The sequence below is a fragment of the Achromobacter xylosoxidans genome, assembly GCF_014490035.1.
GTDB classification, from domain to species: Bacteria; Pseudomonadota; Gammaproteobacteria; order Burkholderiales; family Burkholderiaceae_B; genus Achromobacter; species Achromobacter bronchisepticus_A.
The window spans coordinates 337,342-358,235 of sequence record NZ_CP061008.1 but is presented as its reverse complement, the minus strand read 5'-3'; the positions used below and the strand labels follow the sequence as shown (position 1 = coordinate 358,235).

The window sequence follows — 20,894 nt, the reverse complement described above, 5'->3', positions numbered from 1 at the left end:
AAAACTACCTCGCACGCGGCGCGCCCAGCGCCGCAACGCGGCGATAAAGCGTGCTGCGATGCACGCCCAGCGCGCGCGCAGCGCGGCTGACATTGCCGCCATGGGCGGCCAGGGCGTTGTGGATCGCGGCGTCCGTCATGGCTTGCAGATTCGCAGGATCAACGTCTTTGCCTGCGGCTTGCGGCGCAGACGCCGCGCCGCGGATGTCGGCGGGCAGCATGTCGGCCTCGACGACGCCGGCAGGTCCCGCCAGCACGTGCAATGTGCGCAGCACGGCCGCCAGTTGCCGGTAGTTTCCGGGCCATGAATAGGCGGCCAGGATGGCTTCGATCTCGGCCGGCAGCACAGGGCCTGCGCCTTGCGCCGCCCACAGGCCACGCAGCAGCTCCAGGCGGTCGGCGCGTGCACGCAACGGTTCCAGCGTGACGGTGTATTCGGCGATGCGGAAATACAGGTCCGGGCGCACCGGCGCGTCGGGCCCCTCGTGCGCCAGCGGCCGGTGTGTCGCGCACACCAGCGCGAAGTCCACGGACACAGGCCTGGCCGCGCCCAGCGGCGAGACTTCACGCGTCTGCAGCACGCGCAGCAAGCGCGATTGCAGCATCAGCGGCATGTCGCCGATCTCGTCCAGGAACAGCACGCCGCCGTGCGCCTGGCGCAGCAGTCCCTTGCTGCCCTGGCGCCTCGCGCCAGTGAAGGCGCCGTCTTCATAGCCGAACAGCTCGGATTCGATCAGGCTTTCCGGCAACGCCGCGCAGTTCACCGCCACGAACGGCCCGCAGGCGCGCTTGCTGCGCGCATGCAGCTGGCGCGCGAACACTTCCTTGCCCACGCCGGTTTCGCCTTGCAGCAGAATCGACACGTCCGCATCCGACAGGTGCACGGCGCGTGCCAGCGCGCCCAGGGTTGCGGCATCGAAACTCGGTTCGGCGGGGCGCGGGCCGGCCGCGGGCGGCAGCGCTGGCCGCGCCGGCGCCTGTGGCGCGCGCGAACGCGGCCAGCGCAGGCGCGCGTGGTACACGGCGCCCGAGCGCGCCTGCACCCGGCCCGCCGCGTCGGGGCAGCGCTCCATGTCGCCGTCGAATACGTCGGCGTAGCGGTACACGCCCAGTGCGGTGGGCGCCAGGCCCAGCGCCTGCAAGGCGCGGCGGTTGGCGCCGATCAGCAGGTCGCCCTGGAAGGCCAGCAGGCCCTCGCCGGGCGCGCCCAGTCCGGAATGGTCCACGTGCAGCCGCAGCACGGCGTGCTGCTCGTAGGCCTGTTCAAACAAACGGTGCTCGATCAGGTCCACGGCGGCGCGCACCAGTTCCAGCACGTCGGGCCGCAGGTCGCGCGCCGGGCTGGACAGGTCCAGCACGCCCAGCGTGCGGCCCTCGCTGTCGGTAATGGGGACGGCGGCGCAGGTCAGGATGCGGTTGGGTTCGAAATAGTGTTCCGCGCCATGCACGGCGATGGGCCGGCCTTCCACCAGCGCGGTGCCGATGGCGTTGGTGCCTGCCGCCGCTTCGTCCCAGGGCGCGCCGGGCATCAGCGCCACGCGCGAGGCGCGCTGGGCGAAACCGGTGTCGCCGTCGGAGTCCAGCACCAGGCCTTGCGCGTCGGACAGGATCACCAGGCCGCCGCTGCCGCCGGCCTGGCGGCGCAGCAGGGATATGGCGGGTTCGGACAGCCTGCGCAGCGCCTCGTTGCGCTGCTGGGCCTCGCGCAACTCGCCCTGGGTCATGAGCTCGGCGCGGCGCACGCCGCGCATGTCGAAGCCCAGGTCGGCGCAGCGACGCCACGACCGCAGGATGGGCTCGGCGACCATGCCGCCGGGCACCGCGCCTTGCTGGTTGAACAGCAGGCGCGCTTGCGTCAGCGCGTGCTGACGGGAATGAGTGGCCATGCATGTCTCCTGGGACAGGCGTTCTGCGACACCTGTTCCGCGACGATGTCGCAAAAAGCGACAGGGAGCGAGCCCTCACGCCGCGCCCGCTACGCGGACTGCCTGCCCCCTGGGGAGCTGACCCGCCCAGGGGCGGCCCGGCGGCGGGCCGGCCCTCTGGGGCATTGCTGCACGTCGCCCCATTTTGGAAACCTACTTTCGCATGCAAGCCGCGGGCTGTCCAGCGGGGAAGCACCGACTGGCACGCTCCTTGCTTGATAAAGGACAGGCAGCCGACTGCCGCACCCCCACAATACCGGAGACAAGCATGGACATCGCGACCCGCATCACCCCCGACTCCTACGGCACGCGCCTGGACCTGAAGACCCAGTACGACAATTTCATCGACGGCAAATGGCAGAAGCCCTCCGACGGCGAATACTTCGACAACGTCACGCCGGTCACGGGCCAGGTGCTGACGCGCAATGCCCGCTCCAAGGAGCGCGACATCGAACTGGCGCTGGACGCCGCGCATCGCGCCGCGCCGAAATGGGGAGCGACCCCGGCCGCGCAGCGCGCCCGCATGCTGATGCAGATCGCCGACGTGATGGAGGCGAACCTGGAGCGCCTGGCCACGGCCGAAACCTGGGACAACGGCAAGCCCATCCGCGAAGCGCGCGCCGCCGACATCCCGCTGGCGATCGACCACTTCCGCTACTTCGCCTCTTGCATCCGCAGCCAGGAAGGCTCGCTGTCCGAGATCGACCACGACACCGTGGCCTATCACTTCAACGAACCGCTGGGCGTGGTGGGCCAGATCATTCCGTGGAACTTCCCCATCCTGATGGCCGCGTGGAAGCTGGCGCCGGCCCTGGCCGCAGGCAACTGCGTGGTGCTCAAGCCCGCCGAGCAGACGCCGCTGGGCATCCTGCTGCTGATGGAACTGATCGGCGACATCCTGCCCCCGGGCGTGGTGAACGTGGTCACGGGCTTCGGCCTGGAAGCGGGCAAGCCGCTGGCCTCGAACAAGCGCATCGCCAAGATCGCCTTCACCGGCGAGACCACCACCGGCCGCCTCATCATGCAGTACGCCTCGCAGAACATCATTCCGGTCACGCTGGAACTGGGCGGCAAATCGCCCAACATCTTCTTCGCCGACGTGGCCGCGCAGGACGATGACTTCCTCGACAAGGCGATCGAAGGCTTCGTCATGTTCGCGCTGAACCAGGGCGAGGTCTGCACCTGCCCCAGCCGCGCGCTGATCCAGGAATCCCTGTACGACAAGTTCATGGAACGCGCCCTGAAGCGCGTGGCCGAGATCAAGCAAGGCAATCCGCTGGACGCGGACACCATGCTGGGCGCGCAGGCGTCCACCGAGCAGCTGGAGAAGATCCTGTCGTACCTGGACATCGGCAAGCAGGAAGGCGCCGACGTGCTGGCCGGCGGCTCGCGCGCGCAGATGCAGGGCGCGCTGGAAGGCGGCTATTACGTGCAGCCCACGGTGTTCAAGGGCCACAACAAGATGCGCGTGTTCCAGGAGGAAATCTTCGGCCCGGTGGTGGCCGTGACGACCTTCAAGGATGCCGACGACGCGCTGGCCCTGGCCAACGACACGCTCTACGGCCTGGGCGCGGGCGTGTGGTCGCGCGACGCCAACACCTGCTATCGCATGGGACGCGCCATCAAGGCGGGCCGCGTGTGGACCAACTGCTATCACGCCTATCCTGCGCATGCGGCGTTTGGCGGCTACAAGCAATCGGGCATCGGGCGCGAGAACCACAAGATGATGCTCAACCACTATCAGCAGACCAAGAACCTGCTGGTGAGCTACTCGCCGAAGAAGCTGGGTTTCTTCTGACCCGGTTGTGTGCCGGCGCCGGGCCGCGAGGCCCGGCGCGCCTCAAAGGAGCCTGACATGGCAGAGCAAACGCCGCGCGTGGTCGCCACCGACGAGGCGCGCAGCCTGATCGAAACGCTGCGGGCCAAGCACGGCCCGCTGATGTTCCACCAGTCCGGCGGCTGCTGCGATGGCAGTTCGCCCATGTGCTATGCCCAGGGCGAATTCATGGTGGGCGGATCGGATGTGCTGCTGGGCGAACTGGAAGGTTGCCCGTTCTACATGGGCGAGGACCAGTTCGCGTACTGGGAGCACACCCAGCTCATCATCGACGCCGTGCCCGGCCGCGGCGGCGCGTTCTCGCTGGACAGCGCGGAAGGCAAGCGCTTCCTGCTGCGCTCGCGGCTGTACTCGGACGAGGAGTGGGCGCGGGTGGCGCCCGTCAGCAAGGGCTGAGCCCCTAGCCGGCTGGTCGCGCAGGGTCCTAGCGGCCCCGCGGCCCGCCTTGCGGACTGCCCTTGTCCGGCGTGCCGGCATCGGCAGCCTGTTTCCACTGGAACGACACGCGCCGGATGCGCGCGGCGCGGAACTGCGTGAACGAACGGCCGCCCGGCATGGGCGCGCCGCGATAGGCACTGCTGGCGTTTTTCATTGCTGAAGTTGCGTTGACGAAAAAACTTGCTTGGGCAGCGCTCAAGTGCGCGCGGCCGATGTGCTCCAGGCGCTGGCGGGCGCCGCGCGGCGGGTCCATTCCAGCGCATCTTCGAGGCGGTCGTTGCCCCAGAACATCTCGCCGTCCACAAAGAATGTGGGCGCGCCGAACAGACCCAGGTTGCGGGCACGGTCGACCTGGCGGCGCAGCGCCTCCTTGGCGGCTTCGGACTTGCCACGAGCGATCAAGGCGGCGGCGTCCAGCCCCAGGTCCGTCAGCAGCCCATGCACGACGTCCTCGGACTGGATGTCCAGGTCGTGCTGGAAATTGGCGCGGAACACGGCCACGCAGAAATCGCGGCCCCAGGGCTCGTCCTGCCCCAGCAGCGCGATGCGCGCGGGCAGCACGCTCATGCGCGGAAACAGGCGCGGACGGTTGTAGACCAGGCCGTACTTTTCAGCCAGGCGGGCAATGTCGCGCATCATGTAGGCGCCCTTGCCCGGAAACAGCCGGAACGGCGTGTCGTTCCAGCCCTGGGCCTGGAAGATCGGACCCAGCAGGAACGGCCGCAGATCTACCCGGACCCCGGCCTCTTGCGCCAGGGCGTCGACGCGTTCGATGGCCAGATAGCTGTACGGGCTGGCGAAATCGAACCACATCTCGATGCGGGGCGTATCGGGCAGGGGCGCGGTCATGACTGGAGCTCCGGGACAAGCTGCTACGAAATTAGCGCGACCTGCGCATCCGGCAGGCCGCTGAGAACGACATCGCGATCGCTGCCGACGGTGATGGAATCACCGGCTTGAAGCACGCTGTCATCGAAACGCTGATATTCGGACAGCCACAAGGTGCCGGCGTGACACACGATGCGGACGCCCGAGGCGCGTTTGAGCAGCATAGTCGAGCCGCCGGCCAGACGAAATGACATTCCCGCAGTGCAACATACCTGGATCATGGCGTACCCCTGGGCCGCGGCGGCGGCGATCGCGGCGGATGGCGGGGCTATGCGCCCTACACCCGTCGTCTGAGTCCTATTGAACGCCCTGGAGGTACTATTGCTCAAGCGACATTTCCGTCCGACACGCATGAGTTTTACGAATGCCATATCCGCTGGCCAAACTCCCACCGCTTGATCTGGTCCGAGGCTTCGTGGCCGTGGGCCGCCGCATGAGCATCACCCTGGCCGCGCAGGATCTGCATGTGACCCAGTCGGCCGTGAGCCGCCAGATCCGGGCGCTGGAGGCCCACCTGGGCGTGCCCCTGCTGGTGCGCGGATTCCGCAGCGTGTCGTTCACCTCCGAGGGCGCACAGCTGTTCCGCATGGCCGACGTATGGCTGAGCCAGCTGGGCGACCTGACCGAGCAGCTGCGCGCCCCCGAGCGCCGCACGCCCGTTACCGTGACCACGACCATAGGCGTGGCCTCGCTGTGGCTGCTGCCGCGGTTGGGGGACTTCCAGGCGGCGCATCCGCACATCGACGTGCGCGTGGCGGCCGACAACCGGCTGATCGACATAGACCGCGAAAGCGTGGATATCGCCATCCGCTACAGCCTGCGCGACGGCGTGCCGGACAGCGCAACCTGGCTGTTCGGCGAGGCCGTGGTGCCGGTGGCCCACCCCTCGCTCAAGGCCCGCCTGCTGGATGCCGAGGAACTGCAACGCCACGTGCTGCTGGAATTCGACGACCCGACACGTCCCTGGCTGCAATGGTCGGAATGGCTGAATGCGCGCGGCCTGGCCCGCGTGCCCACCCGGGGCATGCTGCGCTTCAACCAGTACGACCAGATCGTGCACGCGGCGCTGGCGGGCCACGGCATCGCGCTGGGCCGGCTGGCGCTGATTGCGCCGATGCTGGCGGACAAACGTCTGGAGGCCGTCGGCGGCCAGGCCGCCAGCGCCACCGAGCACGCCTACTGGCTGGTGCGCAATACGCGCCGCGCCACGCCGGACGCCGAGGTCGTCACACGCTGGCTGATCGAACAGGCCGAAGCCACCGCGCGCGACCTGACCGCGTAGGCGCGGCGCCGCGCTACAAAATTTATACAGATCTTCATAACTTGGGATGGTTGCTCCGGTAGATTGCGGCGCTGATCCGTAACCCTGCTCCCAAGATGTTGATTAGGCATTTCCGTCCGGCGCTCGGGTGGCAAGACTGGTTCGTCAATTTTCAGCGATCCTTCCTGGTCCTGCTGGCCCCTTGGCTGATCAGCGTCCTGGCGCAAAGCGCCGGACGCGGCTACCTGCTGCTGCGCTATGCCGCGCCGGGGACTTATGACGCGCTGCCGCAGGACGTGCGGCGCAGCCTGGCGACAGGGCTGCTGTTCGACATCAAGGTCGCCAGCATCGCCTGTTCGGCGCTGCTGCTCCTGTCCATGGCGGCGGCGGCCAGACCCGGGCTGCAACGGCGTTGGCAGCACCATCTGCCGGGACTGGGCGCAGCCATGGCGACGCTGTTCGCGGCCATCACGATCGTCAGCGTCTTCTACTTCGCCACATTTTCCCGTTCCATCGACATCTTCGTGTTCGGGCTGGTGGACGACGACACCCAGGCCATCCTGATGACCCTGTGGCATGGCTACCCGTTGGCGCAGGCAGGCCTGCTGCTGGCGGCGGTGCTGGCGGGGACCTGGTGGCTCGGCCGCCGTTGGCGCGGCTGGGTGCAAGGCAGGCGGTTCAAGCGCCGCGCGTTCATTCCCAGCCTGTTGCGGTTTGCGCTGATCATAGGCATCACCGTGCTGGCCTGTAGAGGATCGCTGGGCAAGTTTCCGCTCAACAAGGACGACACCAGCATCTCGTCGCTGCGCCTGCTCAATGACATCGCGCCCAATGGCGTCTCGGCCTTTTCGTGGGCCCTGTCCGACCGCGGCAACGACAAGCGCTTCGAACCCGTCACCTTGCGCGAGGGGCGCTTGCTCTACGAGCGTTTTCTGGGCTGGCCGGACAACGGCCTGCGGCCATTCATGGCCACAACCGCACCCAACTCCGCAGCAGCCGCAAGACCGCCCCACGTGGTGCTGCAGGTCATGGAGAGCATGGGCGCGCATCTGAACGCTTATGACAATCCCGACCGCGACCTGCTCGGCGCACTGCGTCCGCACTGGCGCGAGGACTGGGTATTCGAGCGCTTCGTGGCCGAAGGCAACGGCACCATAGAATCCTTGAGCCTGCTGCTGGTGCGCAGCCCCATTGCCGCCGTCGGCCAATCGTCGGCGGTGGACACGCCATTCGCCAGCAACGCCTTCACGCCCTTTCTGCAACGCGGCTACCGGGTCGTCTTCGTCACCTCCGGCGCCGCCACCTGGCGCAACCTCGGCGTCTTCGCCACCAAGCTGGGCGCGCATGAATTCGTGGATCAGCAGACCCTCAGAATGCGTTATCCCCAAGCACGGACGGGAACCTGGGGCGTGCCCGACGAGTACATGTTCCGCTATATCGAAGAGCGGCTGGCGCAAGGCACCCAGGACGGCCAGCCGCTATTCATCGTGGCCTTGTCCACCACCCACCATCCTCCGTTCATCGTGCCCGACGGCGGCCAGCGCGGCGGCCTGCCCCTGGACGATGTGGCCAGCCTGCCCTACTTCAAGACCTGGGACACGCTGGCGGCCGCATTCGACACGCTGCGCTATGCCAACGATCAGTTGGGGGGCTTCCTGACGCGCCTGAAGGCATCGGACTACGCGTCGCGGACCATCGTCGCCGTGACCGGCGACCACAACATCCTGGGCATCGACTATCAGGATCCGAAGGACGCGGCGCTGGCGCGCGCCGTGCCGTTCTACCTGTATGTGCCGCCGGCCTACCGGACACAGGCGCGTTACGACCCGGCGCGCGTAGGCAGCCACAAGGACATCCTGCCCACGCTGTATCACCTGAGCCTCCCGGAGACTCCTTACTTCCGCAGCGGCTGCGACCTGCTGGCCGCCCAGCCCGATCCGGCCTGGTGTTTCGGCTTCAACAGCAAGCACGTGCTGCTGACCGATGAAGGGGTGTTCCGGCAGGGCAAACCCGGCCGCATCCTGCCCTGGGCAGGTCCATCGGGACTGGCGCTGGAGGCGGAGCAGGACGCGACGGCGGAACAATGGGCGGAGCAGGTCCGCCTGAACGCCTACACCGAGCTGCTGCACTGGCAGATCAACTACCAGGTGCAGGAATTGGGCCGCGCCGGCCAGGCGCGCTAGCGCCCAGGCCTGCCAGGGGTTTTCAGTCGACGCGCACTTCGGGTTCGCCCGCCCGCATGTCGCCGATGACGGCCGCTTGCTCGAAGCCGTGCTGGCGGAACAGGTCCAGCACCGCCTGCGCGGCGTCCGGCGAGCAGGCCACCAGCAGTCCGCCCGCGGTCTGCGGATCAGTCAACAAGGCGCGCTCCGTGTCGCTCACGCCCTCGCCCAGGCGCACGGACGCGCCATAGGAGGCCCAGTTGCGGCCGGACGCGCCGGTGATGACGCCATCCGCAGCAAAGGCCTGCACGCCGGGCAGCCAGGGCAGCGCATCGCGCCGCACATGCGCCGTCAGTTGCGCGCCGCGCGCCATTTCCAGCGTATGCCCCAACAGGCCGAAGCCGGTCACGTCGGTGATGGCGTGCACGCCTTCCATGGCGGCCAGCGCCGGGCCGGGCCGGTTCAAGCGGGTGGTCTCGGTGATCATGGCGCGGTAGCCAGCGTCGTCCAGCCGGTTCTTCTTCAGCGCGGCCGACAGAATGCCCACGCCCAATGCCTTGCCCAGGATCAGCACATCGCCGGCGCGCGCGTCGGCGTTGCGCTTGATGCGGGCGGGATGCACCAGGCCCATCGCCGCCAGGCCATAGATGGGTTCAACGGAGTCGATGCTGTGGCCGCCGGCCACCGGAATGCCGGCGTCCTTGCAGACGGCTTCGCCGCCGCGCAGGATGTCGGCGATGACGCTGTGCGGCAGCACGTTGATCGGCATGCCCACGATGGCCAGTGCCATGATGGGCGTGCCGCCCATCGCGTACACGTCCGACAGCGCGTTGGTCGCGGCGATGCGGCCGAAGTCGTAGGGGTCGTCGACGATGGGCATGAAGAAATCGGTGGTGGCGATGAGCGCCTGTTCGTCGTTCAGACGGTAGACCGCCGCGTCGTCGGCCGTCTCGGTCCCCACCAGCAGATCGGGGTAGCTGACCGCCGGGCCGAAGCGCTTGAGCAGCTCGGACAGCACGCCGGGCGCGATCTTGCAGCCGCAGCCGCCGCCGTGCGAAAGCGAAGTCAATCGCGGCACCGCCGCGCTGGCAACATCCTGGGTGGTCATCTGAATCTCCATAGGTCAGTGGAAAAGGATAGCACCGCCCCCGGGATTGGCCCTATGATGATCCAGCAGCACGCAGCAACGGACGGCCGCCCGGCCCCGGGCGCACCGACAGCCAATCTTCACCGTGAGTGAGGGCTACATGGATCGCCGACATTTCCTCCGTTTCTCGGGCGCCCTGTGCGCCGCCAGCGCGACCCTGCCCAGGGCGGCGCGCGCGGGACTCGCCCCCGTCAGCACCGGATGGCGCGCCTTCGAACTGACCACCGACATCACCGTGCAGGATCCGGGCGCGCACGCGCGCATCTGGATTCCGGTTCCCTACGCCACGGACACCTCTTACCAGCGCGGCGCACAGAGCGCCTGGCAGGTCAGCGGCGGCGGCGTCGCCCAACTGACCCAGGCGCCCGGCTACGGCGTGCAGATGCTGGCCGTGCAATGGCCTGACGCGCAGGCGCCGCGCCAGGTCACGGTCACCAGCCGCTTCCAGACCCGCAACCGGCGCGTGGACCTGAGCCAGCCGCCCTCGGCCGGCGCCCCCCGCGAAAGCGCCGCCGCGCTGCGCGAATTCCTCCAGCCCACCGCGCTGCTACCCACCGACGGCATCGTCAAGAGCACCGCCGACCGCATCACGCGCGGCCACCGCGGCGATCTGGCGCAGGCCCGCGCCATCTACGAATGGGTGGTGGAGAACACCTGTAGGACCGCGTCCACCCGCGGCTGCGGCGTGGGCGACGTGCGCTACATGCTCACGGCCAACGATCTGAACGGCAAGTGCGCCGACATCAACTCCCTGTTTGTCGCGCTGGCCCGCGCCGCCGGCATACCCGCCCGCGACGCCTACGGCCTGCGCGTGGCGGACTCCGAGTTCGGCTACAAAAGCCTGGGCAAGGCTGGCGACGTCACCAAGGCGCAGCACTGCCGCGCCGAGTTCTATGCCGCGGGCTACGGCTGGGTGCCGGTGGACCCCGCCGACGTGCGCAAGGTCATGCTGGAGGAGCCGCCCGGCGAACTGCCGCTGACCGACCCCAAGGTGCGCGCCGCGCGCGTCATGCTGTTCGGCGCCTGGGAAATGAACTGGGTGGCGTACAACCACGGCCACGACGTGGTCCTGCCGGGCGCTACCCACGGCCCCGTGCCGTTCCTGATGTACCCCAACGGCGAAACCTCGGACGGGCGGCTGGACAGCCTGGATCCCGCCAGCTTCAGCTACAAGCTCAGCGCCAAGCCGCTTTCCATCTGAGCCCACCTACTGTCCACCCACGGGGACCGCCATGATCAGCCGCCGCCTACTCCTGCAGTCCGGCCTGTCGCTGGCGGCCCTGCCCTGGTATGCCCGGGCCGCCAGCGACGATGCGCTCAAGAAGGCCACCGGCCCGGACTGGGCGCCCTGGACCGCGTCCACGCCGCCGCTGGCCTTGCCCGACCTGGCCGGCCGCGAGAAGAAACTCGCCTCCTGGCGCGGCAACGTGATCATCGTCAGCTTCTGGGCCACCTCATGCGACCCTTGCCGCGATGAAATCCCCATCATGTCCGCCATGGCCAAACGCCATCGCGAGGAAGGCCTGCGCCTGGTGGCCGTGAACGTCGGCGATTCGGCGGCCAGGATCAACACCTTTCTGGCGAAATGGCCGGTCGCGGGCACCGTGCTGCACGACAGGAACAGCACGGCGTCAAAGCAATGGGACGCGGTCGGCCTGCCCGCCAACTATCTGGTGGACCGCGGCGGATCCGTCCGATATTGGCATCTGGGACAGCTGGACTGGAACTCGGACCGGGTAGGCGGCGTAGTGACGGGGATGCTGCGGGCTTAGTGCGCCGCGCAAGAGATGGCGGAAGGCAGCAGGAGTCGAACCTACCTGGGAACGTCTGACGCCCCCAACTGGGTTTGAAGCCCAGCCGTGCCACCGGGCACGAATGCCTTCCACGGTGGCCGCCCATGATACCGGTTACTGCGCCTGCCGCGGGCTTCCGTAGGCGCTTTCCTGGCGCAACACGTGCGCATCGCGCAAGCGCCGGGTATATCCCACGCGGTCGAAGAACTCCAGGATCTGGATCGCGCGCTTCCTGCCCAGACCCGTGGCGTCGCGGAACGAGGCGGCGTTCAAGCCCTCGGGCTGCGCCGCCAGGCCTTGCGCCAGCGCCGCCAGCGCCGCCACCTGGTCGCGATGATAGAACAGGTCCTTCACCACCTGGGCCACTTCGCCGCGCCGCAACAGCTTGCGCAGCAGTTGCCGCATGCGGTCTTCGGGCTCACCCAGCGTGCGGGCGAGATCGCGCACCCAGGGCGGATCGAAGGCGCCGGCCGCCAGCAGCAGCAGCAGCACGCGCGCGGCCAGCGCCGATTCCTCGGGCGCCAAGGTCGCGCTATGGCCCGGCAGGTGCAGCCAGGGGCCATTGCGCACGATGCGGCCATCGCGCTGCAGATCGTCCAGCGCCGCCTGCCATAACGCATCCGGGCCGGCGGGCATGGCCATGCGGCGCAAACGCGGACCGTCGGGGCCTGGTTCGTCGGGCGCGCCTTGATGGAAAGCAGCCAGCGCCTGCTCCACGCGGGCGCGCAGCGCATCCCAATGCGCCGCCAGGATCAGGGTGCGCGGCGCCTGCGGCGTACGCGCCTCCAGCCACACCGCTGCGGGCGGCGCAGGGATCTCGCTCACGGGCTTGCCCGTCAGGCGCTGCAAGGCGTCTTCGTCCAGCCCCAGCGCGGCATGCTCCAGCACGGGATGCAGGCCGGCGCCGTCCAGCATGGCCGCCAGCGCCTGCAGCCACTGCATGCGCGCGGCGGACCGGCGCTTGCGGTCCGGGGCGTTCGGATCCAGCACCCGGCCGCCGCCGACCGTGCGCGTGGCCTGCGCGTTGCGCACAATGTAGCGGTCGCCCGGCATGACACAAACAGGATCGTCGAACACCAGCTGCACCCAGCCGGACTGTCCGGGCGCCAGCGATTCCGCGCTCAGCGGCACCACGTGCGCCACGTGGCGCGCGGCGCCGATGTGCACATGCAGCGGCGCCCAGGCGCGCACCGGCGCGTCGGCGGATGCCAGCAGCGTCAGCGCCACGTCGACATGGCGCGACGGCAGGAAGCAGCGCGCATCCGCGATCCAGTCGCCGCGCGCGATGGCGTTCTTGTCCATGCCTGCGAGATTCAAGGCGCAGCGCTGGCCCGCCGCGCCGGTTTCGCTGGCCTGGTTCTGGGCATGGATGCTGCGCACGCGCACGCGCGTGCCTGCAGGCATCAGCCGCAAGTCGGCAGCGTCGTCGTCCGCGCGCGCCAGCCCGGCATGGGCCGTGCCTGTCACCACCGTGCCATGGCCGGCCAGGGTGAACACGCGATCGACCGCCAGCCGGAACAGGCCCGCGCTGTCGCGCTGGCGCAGGGCTTGCGCCTCGGCGTGCAGATAGGCCTTCAGTTGCGCCACGCCCGGGTCGTCGGCCTGCGCCGCGCATACGGCGTACAGCGGGGCGTTCTGCAAGAAGGTGCCCGCGGACAGTTCGGCGATTTCCGTGCGCACTGCCTGCAATCTCGCGGCATCGGCGCGGTCGGTCTTGGTCAACGCCACCGCGCCGCGTTCCACGCCCAGCAAAGCCAGGATCGCCAGGTGTTCGCGCGTCTGCGGCATGACGCCGTCGTCCGCCGCCACCACCAGCAGGCCGAAATCGATGCCGCTGGCGCCGGCCGCCATGGTGTGCACAAGCTTCTCGTGCCCCGGCACGTCGATGAAGCCCAGCACGTCGCCGTTGGGCAGCGGGGTGTAGGCGTAGCCCAGCTCGATGGAAATCCCGCGCGCCTTTTCTTCCTTGAGCCTGTCGGTATCGACGCCGGTCAGCGCCCGCACCAGCGTGGTCTTGCCGTGGTCGATATGGCCTGCGGTGCCGATGATCACGCCAGGCGCTCCGCGAGTTGCGCGGCGAAGGCCGCTTCGTCGCGCGCTTCCAGGCAACGCAGGTCCAGCCAGAGGGCGTCGTCGGCAATGCGGCCGATCACGGGCACGGGCAGGCGGCGCAATTGCGTCTCCAGCTTGTCCAGGTGCCGTCCGGCGCGGCCGCTGCCGGTGTAGCGCACGGCCAGGCCGTAGCTGGGCAGTTGGTCCACGGGCAAGGCGCCGCTGCCGATCTGGCTGAACATGGGTACGGCCTCGACCGCGTAGTGTTCGCCCGCCGCCTGCGCCAGGACGCCGCGCAGGCGTTCGGCCTGCGGCTGGATGTCGCGCTGCGGGCGGGTCAACAAGCGCAAGGTGGTCAAGCGCTGGGCCAGGAACTCGGGCGCACGGTACAGACCCAACACCGGCTCCAAGGCCGCCAGTGTCAGCTTGCTGACGCGCAGGGCGCGCTTGAGCGGGTTCTTCTTGATCTTGCGGATCAGGTCCTTGCGACCCACCAGCAGGCCGGCCTGCGGCCCGCCCAGCAGTTTGTCGCCGCTGAAAGTGACCAGGTCCGCGCCGGCCGCGATGGTTTCGCGCACGGTGTCTTCCTTGGGCAGGCCGAACTGGGTCAGATCGACCAGCGTGCCGCTGCCCAGGTCCACGGTAGCGGGCAGGCCGCGCGCGTGCGCCAGCGCCGCCACCTCGGCCACGCTCACGCTCTTGGTGAAACCGGTGACCGCGTAGTTGCTGCAATGCACCTTCATCAGCATGGCGGTGCGCGGGCCGAGGGCGTTTTCGTAGTCGGCGGCATGGGTGCGGTTGGTGGTGCCAACTTCGACCAGCTTGGCCCCGGCGCGCTTCATGATGTCCGGAATGCGAAACGCGCCGCCGATTTCGACCAGTTCGCCGCGGGACACCACGACTTCGCGCCGGTCCGCCAGCGCGTTCAGCATCAGCAGCACGGCGGCCGCATTGTTATTGACGACGGTAGCGGCCTCGGCCCCCGTCAGTTCGCACAACAGTTCATCGATCAGGTCGTCGCGGTCGCCGCGCCCGCCGGTGTCCAGGTCGAACTCCAGGTTGGCGGGGGTGGTGAGCGCGCGCAGCACCGAGGCCACCGCCTCGTCGGGCAGCAGCGCCCGGCCCAGGTTGGTGTGCAGCACCGTGCCGGTCAGGTTGTACACGGCCCGCAGCTTCCGCTCGGCCGTCCGGGCCAATGCCGCGGCCACGCGCGCGGCCACGACGTCGGCGTCGAGCTCCTGGCGCGGCAGCCCGCCGGCCAGCGCACGTTCGCGCATCGCGTCCAAATCCCGGCGCAGCGCCGCCACCACCTGGGTGCGGCCGTGCTCGTCCAGCGCGGCGCGCATGGCCGGCGCATTCAGCAACCGGTCCAACGAAGGGATCTCCGATACCGCGGCCACGCCGCCTTCGGGCGCTTGTGCGGCCATTACTGCTCTGCTCCCTGATCCGACGCCGGCTCCGATCCGTGCCACAGCAACGGATTGCCGCTGGCCCGCGAATAGCCCGCCTCGCCGACCAGCACGTCCAGCATCAGGCTGGCCAGGTCGTCGGCCACGGGCTCCACCTGCAGGTCCTTGTCCTGGTAGAAGATCTTGCGATAGGTATGGCAGTGGTCGCAGGTTTCCGCCTTGATGGCGGGCGTACGGCCCTCGATGGCCTGATACGCCACCGATTCCACGTCTTCGCAATGCGAGCATTTCACCCGCACCATGTGCCACTGGGTCGCGCACAGGCTGCAGCACAGGTAGCGGTAGCCTTCGAACTGCCCGCCCACACGCACCACGCTGGCCACCGGCAGGCTGGCGCACACCGGACAGACGCCAAAGGGGCTGGCCACGGGCAACTGCTTTTCGTCGAAACGGCTGGCCAGATCGGTCCAATAGATTTGCAGGGCCGCCATCACGAAGGGCGCCGCGGCGCCGTCCACGCCCTGGTCCTGTTCGGACAGCACCGCCTCGGCCAGATCCTCCAGCGACTCCGGATCCTCGGCCAGCGCACGGCGCAGGCCGGCGCAGACTTCGATGGCCTCGGCCGGCACGTCCTTGGCGCCGGCGACATGGTCCAGCAGCTGGCCCAGGATGTTGCGCCACAACGGGTCGCGCGGCCAGCCCACGGCCTGCAGGGGCGGCATGCCATGCGCCTGCGCCAGCGAAATGCGCTCCTCGGAAGCCTCGGGCGCCGCGCAGCCCTGCAGGGCGCGATGCTGGGCGTCGACCAGATGCGCCATCAGCAGCAGGTAGTCGGCCACCGGGCTATCCGCCGCCAGTTGCCGCAAGCGGGCTGCGCGCGTGGCGAAAACCGACGCGCGGTCCGGCAGGCTGACTTGGGGAATGCGGTTGTGATCTAGCGCTTCGATCTCGCCGCGCGGAAGAATTCGCTGCACTTGCGTCTCCAGTAAAAAAACACGGCTGCCAGCCTTCAAGGAGAAGGATAGCAGCCGTTGGGCGGGTGCGTGGGGGCCAAGAAAGCCCCATTTGCCGCAGCGCAGAGGGAACGCGCAAACTGCGCGTTCCGTTTTGCACTATTTTCTGATTTGCTCGCGGAACCAGGCGCGATGATGCTTCCACGCCCAACCCGCCGTGACATACCCCCGCAGCATCGCGGTCAGGGAACCCTTGACCCAAATGGCAGCGTAGATGTGCACGATGATGGCGCAGATCAGCACCAGCGCGCTGACGGCATGCACCACCGAGGCGGCGCGGATCACCCAGATCGGGAAGTAGAACGCGAAGTACTCGCGCCAGATCACGATGCCGCTGACGAACAGGCCCAGCATGCAGAGGATCAGCACGTAGAACAGCAGCTTCTGGCCGGCGTTGTACTTGCCGACTTCGGGCAGCTTTTCCTCGCGGTTCTCGACCACATCGTTCAATTGCCGCATCCACTGGCGGTCGGCCTTCGTCATGAGGTTGTGCCGCCACATGTGGCCGGCGAACACGACGAAGCAGGCGAACATCACCACCCCGATGAAGGGATGCAGGATGCGCGTCCAGGGTCCGCCCCCGAACAGGTTGCTCAGCCAGTACATGGACGGGTGGAACAGCGCCAGCCCGGACAGCGCCAACAGGATGAACGTGAAAGCGATGATCCAGTGGTTGGTGCGCTCGCCCGGCGTGTAGCGCTTGATCCGGCGGTAATGGCGGTCTTCACTCATGGCGCACCTCCTCTTCGGCACGGCGTTCGTCTTCCTCGGACACCTCGTTGCGGCCTACGCGGGCGTAGTGGAAAAAGCCAGCCAGCGCGGTCAGGGCCATCACGGCCACGCCCACGGGCTTGGCCAGCCCCTTCCATAGCGAGACCATGGGGCTGATCTGCGGGTCCTTGGGCAGCCCGTGGTACAGCCCGGGCTGGTCGGCGTGATGCAGCACGTACATGACGTGAGTGCCGCCCACGCCCTGCGGGTCATACAGGCCAGCCTTGTCGAAGCCGCGCGACTTGAGGTCGACGATCCGCTCCTCGGCGTGCTGCGTCATGTCTTCCTTGGTGCCGAAGACGATGGCGCCGGTAGGACACGCCTTGACGCAGGCCGGCTCCTGGCCGACGGCCACGCGGTCGGAACACAAGGTGCACTTGTACGCCTTGTGGTCCTTCTTGGAGATGCGCGGCACGTTGAACGGGCAGCCGGTGATGCAGTAGCCGCAACCGATGCAGTTCTCTTCGTGGAAATCCACGATGCCGTTGTTGTACTGGATGATGGCGCCCGGCGACGGACAGGCCTTCAGGCAGCCCGGATCCTCGCAGTGCATGCAGCCGTCCTTGCGGATCAGCCATTCCAGATCGCCTTGCGGATTCTCGTATTCGGAGAAGCGCATGACGGTCCAGGAATGCTCGGTCAGGTCGGCCGGGTTGTCGTAGACGCCCACGTTGGTGCCGATCTCGTCGCGCAGATCGTTCCATTCCATACAGGCGCTTTGGCAAGCCTTGCAGCCGATGCACTTGGAGACGTCGATCAGCTTGGCCACCGAGCCCGTGACGGGCTCGCGGATGCCGGGCGGCGGCGTGGTGGTGGCGGAGCGCCGCTTGATGTCTAGGGATTGCATGGACATGTCGGTCTCCTTAGGCCTTCTCGACCTGCACCAGGAACGACTTGAATTCCGGCGTCTGGGAATTCCCGTCGCCCACGAACGGCGTCAGGGTGTTGGTGAGGAAGCCGGGCTTGGCCAGGCCCACGAAGCCCCAATGGATGGGGATGCCCACGTGGTGCACCGTCTTGCCCTCGATGGTCAGCGCGCGCAGGCGCTTGGTGACCAGCGCCACCGCCTTGATGTAGCCGCGGTTGGACGACACCTTCACGCGCGAACCGTTGGCGATGCCCAATTCCTTGGCCAGCGCCTCGCCGATTTCCACGAACTGCTCCGGCTGGAGGATCGCGTTGATGCGGACGTGCTTGGTCCAGTAGTGGAAGTGCTCCGTCAGGCGGTAGGTCGTGGCCACGTAGGGGAACTTGTCCACCGTGCCCATCGCGGCCAGGTCGTCCTTGAAGACCCGCGCGGCGGGGTTGCTGGTGACGCCCTTGGCCTTCGGATACAGCGGGTTGTAGCCCAGCGGCGTCTCGAAGGGTTCGTAGTGCTCGGGGAACGGCCCTTCGGCCATGCCCGCCCGCGCGAAGAAGCGCGCCACGCCCTCGGGGTTCATGATGAACGGTCCCATGCCGCCGTCCGGATTTTCGTCGCCCTTGAAGTCGGGGATGTCGGCGCCGGTCCAGAACTTGCCGTTCCAGGAGATCAGGCTGCGGCGCGGATCGAACGGCTTGCCCGCCGCGTCACAGGAAGCGCGGTTGTACAGGATGCGGCGGTTGGCCGGCCACGCCCAGGCCCAGTTCAGGGTCTGGCCGATACCGGTCGGGTCGCTGTTGTCGCGCCGCGCCATCAGGTTGCCGGTAGGCCCCCAGGCGCCCGCGAAGATCCAGCAGCCGCTGATGGTGGAGCCATCGTCGCGCAGTTCCGCGAAGCCGGCCAGTTGCTCGCCGGCCTTGCGGGTGACCTTGGAAGGATCCTTGGGATCGGTCAGCTCCACCAGCGCCTTACCCGTGTATTCCTTGGCCAGTTCTTCCGCGGTGGGATTCTGCGGATTGGAGTACGGCCAGGACAGGTTGACGATGGGATCGGGATACTTGCCGCCCTCGTCCTGGTACATCTTGCGCAGGCGCGTGAACAGCAGCGCCATGATCTCGATGTCGCTCTTGGCCTCGCCCGGAGGCTCGGCGCCCTTCCAGTGCCATTGCAGCCAGCGGCCGGAGTTCACCAGCGTGCCGTCTTCCTCGGCGAAGCAGGTGGTGGGCAGGCGGAAGACTTCGGTCTGGATCTTGGAGGGATCCACATCGTTGGCCTCGCCCGCGTTGCGCCAGAACTCGGAGGTCTCGGTGACCAGCGGGTCCATGATGACCAGGAACTTCAGCTTGGCGAACCCGGCGTTCAGCTTGGCCTTGTTGGGCGCGGCCGCCAGGGGGTTGAAGCCCTGGGCGAGGTAGCCGTTCATCTTGCCCTGGTTCATGAGCTCGTAGACTTGCAGCATGTCGTAGAGCTTGTCCAGCTTGGGCAGGTAGTCGAACGCCCAGTTGTTTTCGGCCGTGGCGGACTTGCCCCACCAGGCCTTCATCAGGCTCACGTGGAACTTGCTGTAGTTCTGCCAGTAGCTCAGCTGGTTGGGCCGCAGAGGCTTCTGCGTGCGCGACTCGATGTACTTGCCGTAGTCCTGCTCGGGCTCGTTGGGCAGGGTCATGTAGCCGGGCAGCAGGTTCGACATCAGGCCCAGGTCGGTCAGGCCCTGGATGTTCGAATGCCCGCGCAGCGCGTTCATGCCGCCGCCGGCGATACCGATGTTGCCCAGCAGCAGTTGCACCATCGCGCCCGTGCGGATGATCTGCGAACCGATGGAGTGCTGCGTCCAGCCCAGCGCGTAGAGGATGGTCGCGGCGCGGTTGGTGGTGGCGGTGGACGCCAGCATCTCGCACACCTTCAGGAACTTGTCCTTGGGCGTGCCGCAGACGCGCTCGACCATGTCCTCGGTGTAGCGCGAGTAGTGCTTCTTCAGCAGCTGGTAGACGGTGCGCGGATGCGCCAGCGTCGGGTCCGTCTTGACGTAGCCGTCGTCGCCGCGCTCGTAGTCCCAGCTGGCCTTGTCGTATGTGCGCTTCTCGGCGTCGTAGCCGGAATACAGGCCCGCGTCGAACGCGAAGTCCTCGCGCACGATGAAGGAAAAGTCCGTGTAGTTGCGCACGTACTCGTGCTGGATCTTGTCATTGTCCAGCAGATACTTGATGACGCCGCCCAGGAAAATGATGTCGGTGCCGGTGCGTATGGGCGCGTAGAAGTCCGCCACGGATGCCGAGCGCGTAAAGCGCGGATCCACGACGATCAGCTTTGCCTTGTTGTGGGCTTTTGCTTCCGTGACCCATTTGAACCCGCAAGGGTGGGCCTCGGCGGCATTGCCGCCCATGATCAGTACTACGTCCGCGTTCTTGATGTCGACCCAATGGTTCGTCATCGCTCCACGGCCAAACGTCGGGGCAAGACCTGCCACCGTCGGGCCATGTCAGACACGGGCTTGGTTATCGAATGCCAGTATCCCCATGCTGCGCACAGTCTTGTGCGTGATGTAGCCAACCTCGTTGCTGCTTGCGGAGGCCGCCAGCATGCCGGTGGTCAGCCACCGGTTGACGGTCTTGCCGTCCGCGGTCTTCTCGACGAAGTTCGCGTCGCGGTCCGCCTTCATGAGCTTGGTGATGCGGGTCAGGGCATCGTCCCACGACATCCGCACCCACTTGTCCGAACCCGGCGCCCGGTATTCCGGGTACTTCAGGCGGTTGGGGCTATGGATGAAGTCGATCAGGGCAGCGCCCTTCGGACAGAGCGTGCCGCGGTTGACGGGGTGGTCCGGGTCGCCTTCGATGTGCATGATGCTGGCGCGGGCGTTCTTGGAGCCGTCGCCCAAGCCGTACATCAGCAGTCCACAGGCGACCGAACAGTAGGGACAGGTGTTGCGCGTTTCAGTCATGCGCGCAAGCTTGTACTGGCGGACTTCGGCCATGGCCGTGCCGGGGGCTGCCCCCAGCAAAGCCAGGCTGGAGCCTGCCAGCGTCGCACCGGTCACCTTGAAGAACTGGCGGCGATTCATGTTGACCATGAAACACTCCTCTCCGGGTGAAATGAAGGAAGCCGTTGGCTGGCCGAAGCAAAAGCCCTACGAATTCCAAGGATATTTTTCCAAGTATAGGCTTTGCGGGACGGGTACGCCATGGGACCCGTCTTAAGGACGACCTTCCTTATGTCTGAGATTTAGCGGCCAAATCGGAGGTTTTCGCAGATTTTGGATGATCCGCCGGCTGCTACCATCTGCGGCTGCCTGGACTGGCCCGCCGACCCGCCCTTTTTGGGGGAGGCCGCGCCGCCA

At 67.6% G+C, this 20,894-nt stretch carries 17 protein-coding genes and 1 tRNA gene; 6 read left to right on the top strand and 12 right to left on the bottom strand.

Annotated elements, in window-relative coordinates:
* Positions 1-4 precede the first annotated feature (4 nt).
* A complete protein-coding gene (locus IAG39_RS01690) occupies positions 5-1,885 on the bottom strand; it encodes a sigma-54-dependent Fis family transcriptional regulator (RefSeq protein WP_187774073.1) in 1,881 nt (626 codons plus the stop codon).
* Between the two features lie 307 nt (positions 1,886-2,192).
* On the opposite strand from IAG39_RS01690, the gene adh reads away from it, so the two are divergent.
* The gene (adh, locus tag IAG39_RS01685; RefSeq protein ID WP_059377164.1) at positions 2,193-3,722 is read left to right on the top strand and encodes an aldehyde dehydrogenase; all 1,530 of its coding nucleotides are present in this window, start codon (positions 2,193-2,195) and stop codon (positions 3,720-3,722) included.
* A 57-nt stretch (positions 3,723-3,779) separates the two neighbouring features.
* Entirely contained in the window at positions 3,780-4,157 is a 378-nt protein-coding gene (locus tag IAG39_RS01680) for a DUF779 domain-containing protein (RefSeq protein ID WP_054455269.1), read from the top strand.
* A 28-nt stretch (positions 4,158-4,185) separates the two neighbouring features.
* Here the strand turns inward: IAG39_RS01680 and IAG39_RS01675 are convergent, their stop codons facing one another.
* The 3 genes from IAG39_RS01675 to IAG39_RS01665 are packed head-to-tail and all read right to left on the bottom strand — an operon-like array spanning position 4,186 to position 5,281.
* Positions 4,186-4,353 (bottom strand): hypothetical protein, encoded by a 168-nt coding sequence (locus tag IAG39_RS01675; RefSeq protein WP_165867821.1) that lies wholly within the window; start codon positions 4,351-4,353, stop codon positions 4,186-4,188.
* A 41-nt stretch (positions 4,354-4,394) separates the two neighbouring features.
* On the bottom strand, positions 4,395-5,048 hold the full coding sequence (locus IAG39_RS01670) for a 2-hydroxychromene-2-carboxylate isomerase (RefSeq protein ID WP_118932348.1): 654 nt from the start codon (positions 5,046-5,048) through the stop codon (positions 4,395-4,397).
* 23 nt (positions 5,049-5,071) lie between these two features.
* The gene (locus IAG39_RS01665) at positions 5,072-5,281 is read right to left on the bottom strand and encodes a DUF2917 domain-containing protein (RefSeq protein ID WP_118932355.1); all 210 of its coding nucleotides are present in this window, start codon (positions 5,279-5,281) and stop codon (positions 5,072-5,074) included.
* Positions 5,282-5,451: 170 nt separating this feature from the next.
* Between IAG39_RS01665 and IAG39_RS01660 the strand changes: the two genes are divergently transcribed.
* Entirely contained in the window at positions 5,452-6,369 is a 918-nt protein-coding gene (locus IAG39_RS01660) for a LysR substrate-binding domain-containing protein (RefSeq protein WP_118932347.1), read from the top strand.
* A 95-nt stretch (positions 6,370-6,464) separates the two neighbouring features.
* The gene (locus IAG39_RS01655) at positions 6,465-8,531 is read left to right on the top strand and encodes an LTA synthase family protein (protein WP_118932346.1); all 2,067 of its coding nucleotides are present in this window, start codon (positions 6,465-6,467) and stop codon (positions 8,529-8,531) included.
* Between the two features lie 22 nt (positions 8,532-8,553).
* Here IAG39_RS01655 and selD read toward each other — a convergent pair whose 3' ends face one another.
* A complete protein-coding gene (gene selD, locus IAG39_RS01650; RefSeq protein ID WP_118932345.1) occupies positions 8,554-9,618 on the bottom strand; it encodes a selenide, water dikinase SelD in 1,065 nt (354 codons plus the stop codon).
* 139 nt (positions 9,619-9,757) lie between these two features.
* Between selD and IAG39_RS01645 the strand changes: the two genes are divergently transcribed.
* Positions 9,758-10,858 (top strand): transglutaminase-like domain-containing protein, encoded by a 1,101-nt coding sequence (locus IAG39_RS01645; protein WP_118932344.1) that lies wholly within the window; start codon positions 9,758-9,760, stop codon positions 10,856-10,858.
* Positions 10,859-10,889: 31 nt separating this feature from the next.
* Positions 10,890-11,429, top strand: a complete 540-nt coding sequence (locus IAG39_RS01640; protein ID WP_118932343.1) for a TlpA disulfide reductase family protein — start codon at positions 10,890-10,892, stop codon at positions 11,427-11,429.
* A gap of 16 nt (positions 11,430-11,445) precedes the next feature.
* Here the strand turns inward: IAG39_RS01640 and IAG39_RS01635 are convergent.
* The 7 genes from IAG39_RS01635 to fdnG all read right to left on the bottom strand — a co-directional run bounded on the left by IAG39_RS01635 (position 11,446) and on the right by fdnG (position 20,627).
* Positions 11,446-11,541, bottom strand: a tRNA-Sec gene (locus IAG39_RS01635).
* Between the two features lie 23 nt (positions 11,542-11,564).
* The gene (gene selB, locus IAG39_RS01630; protein ID WP_118932342.1) at positions 11,565-13,502 is read right to left on the bottom strand and encodes a selenocysteine-specific translation elongation factor; all 1,938 of its coding nucleotides are present in this window, start codon (positions 13,500-13,502) and stop codon (positions 11,565-11,567) included.
* Positions 13,499-14,929: an L-seryl-tRNA(Sec) selenium transferase gene (selA, locus tag IAG39_RS01625; RefSeq protein WP_118932341.1), complete on the bottom strand. Its 1,431-nt coding sequence runs from the start codon at positions 14,927-14,929 to the stop codon at positions 13,499-13,501. Before selA ends, selB begins: the two co-directional genes overlap by 4 nt.
* A complete protein-coding gene (gene fdhE, locus IAG39_RS01620) occupies positions 14,929-15,885 on the bottom strand; it encodes a formate dehydrogenase accessory protein FdhE (RefSeq protein ID WP_118932340.1) in 957 nt (318 codons plus the stop codon). The genes selA and fdhE overlap by 1 nt, the downstream gene beginning before the upstream one ends.
* A 138-nt stretch (positions 15,886-16,023) precedes the next feature.
* Entirely contained in the window at positions 16,024-16,656 is a 633-nt protein-coding gene (locus IAG39_RS01615) for a formate dehydrogenase subunit gamma (protein WP_059377141.1), read from the bottom strand.
* Positions 16,649-17,548: a formate dehydrogenase subunit beta gene (gene fdxH, locus IAG39_RS01610; protein WP_118932339.1), complete on the bottom strand. Its 900-nt coding sequence runs from the start codon at positions 17,546-17,548 to the stop codon at positions 16,649-16,651. Before fdxH ends, IAG39_RS01615 begins: the two co-directional genes overlap by 8 nt.
* Positions 17,549-17,558: 10 nt before the next feature.
* Positions 17,559-20,627: a formate dehydrogenase-N subunit alpha gene (gene fdnG, locus IAG39_RS01605; RefSeq protein ID WP_165867820.1), complete on the bottom strand. Its 3,069-nt coding sequence runs from the start codon at positions 20,625-20,627 to the stop codon at positions 17,559-17,561.
* Positions 20,628-20,894 lie beyond the last annotated feature (267 nt).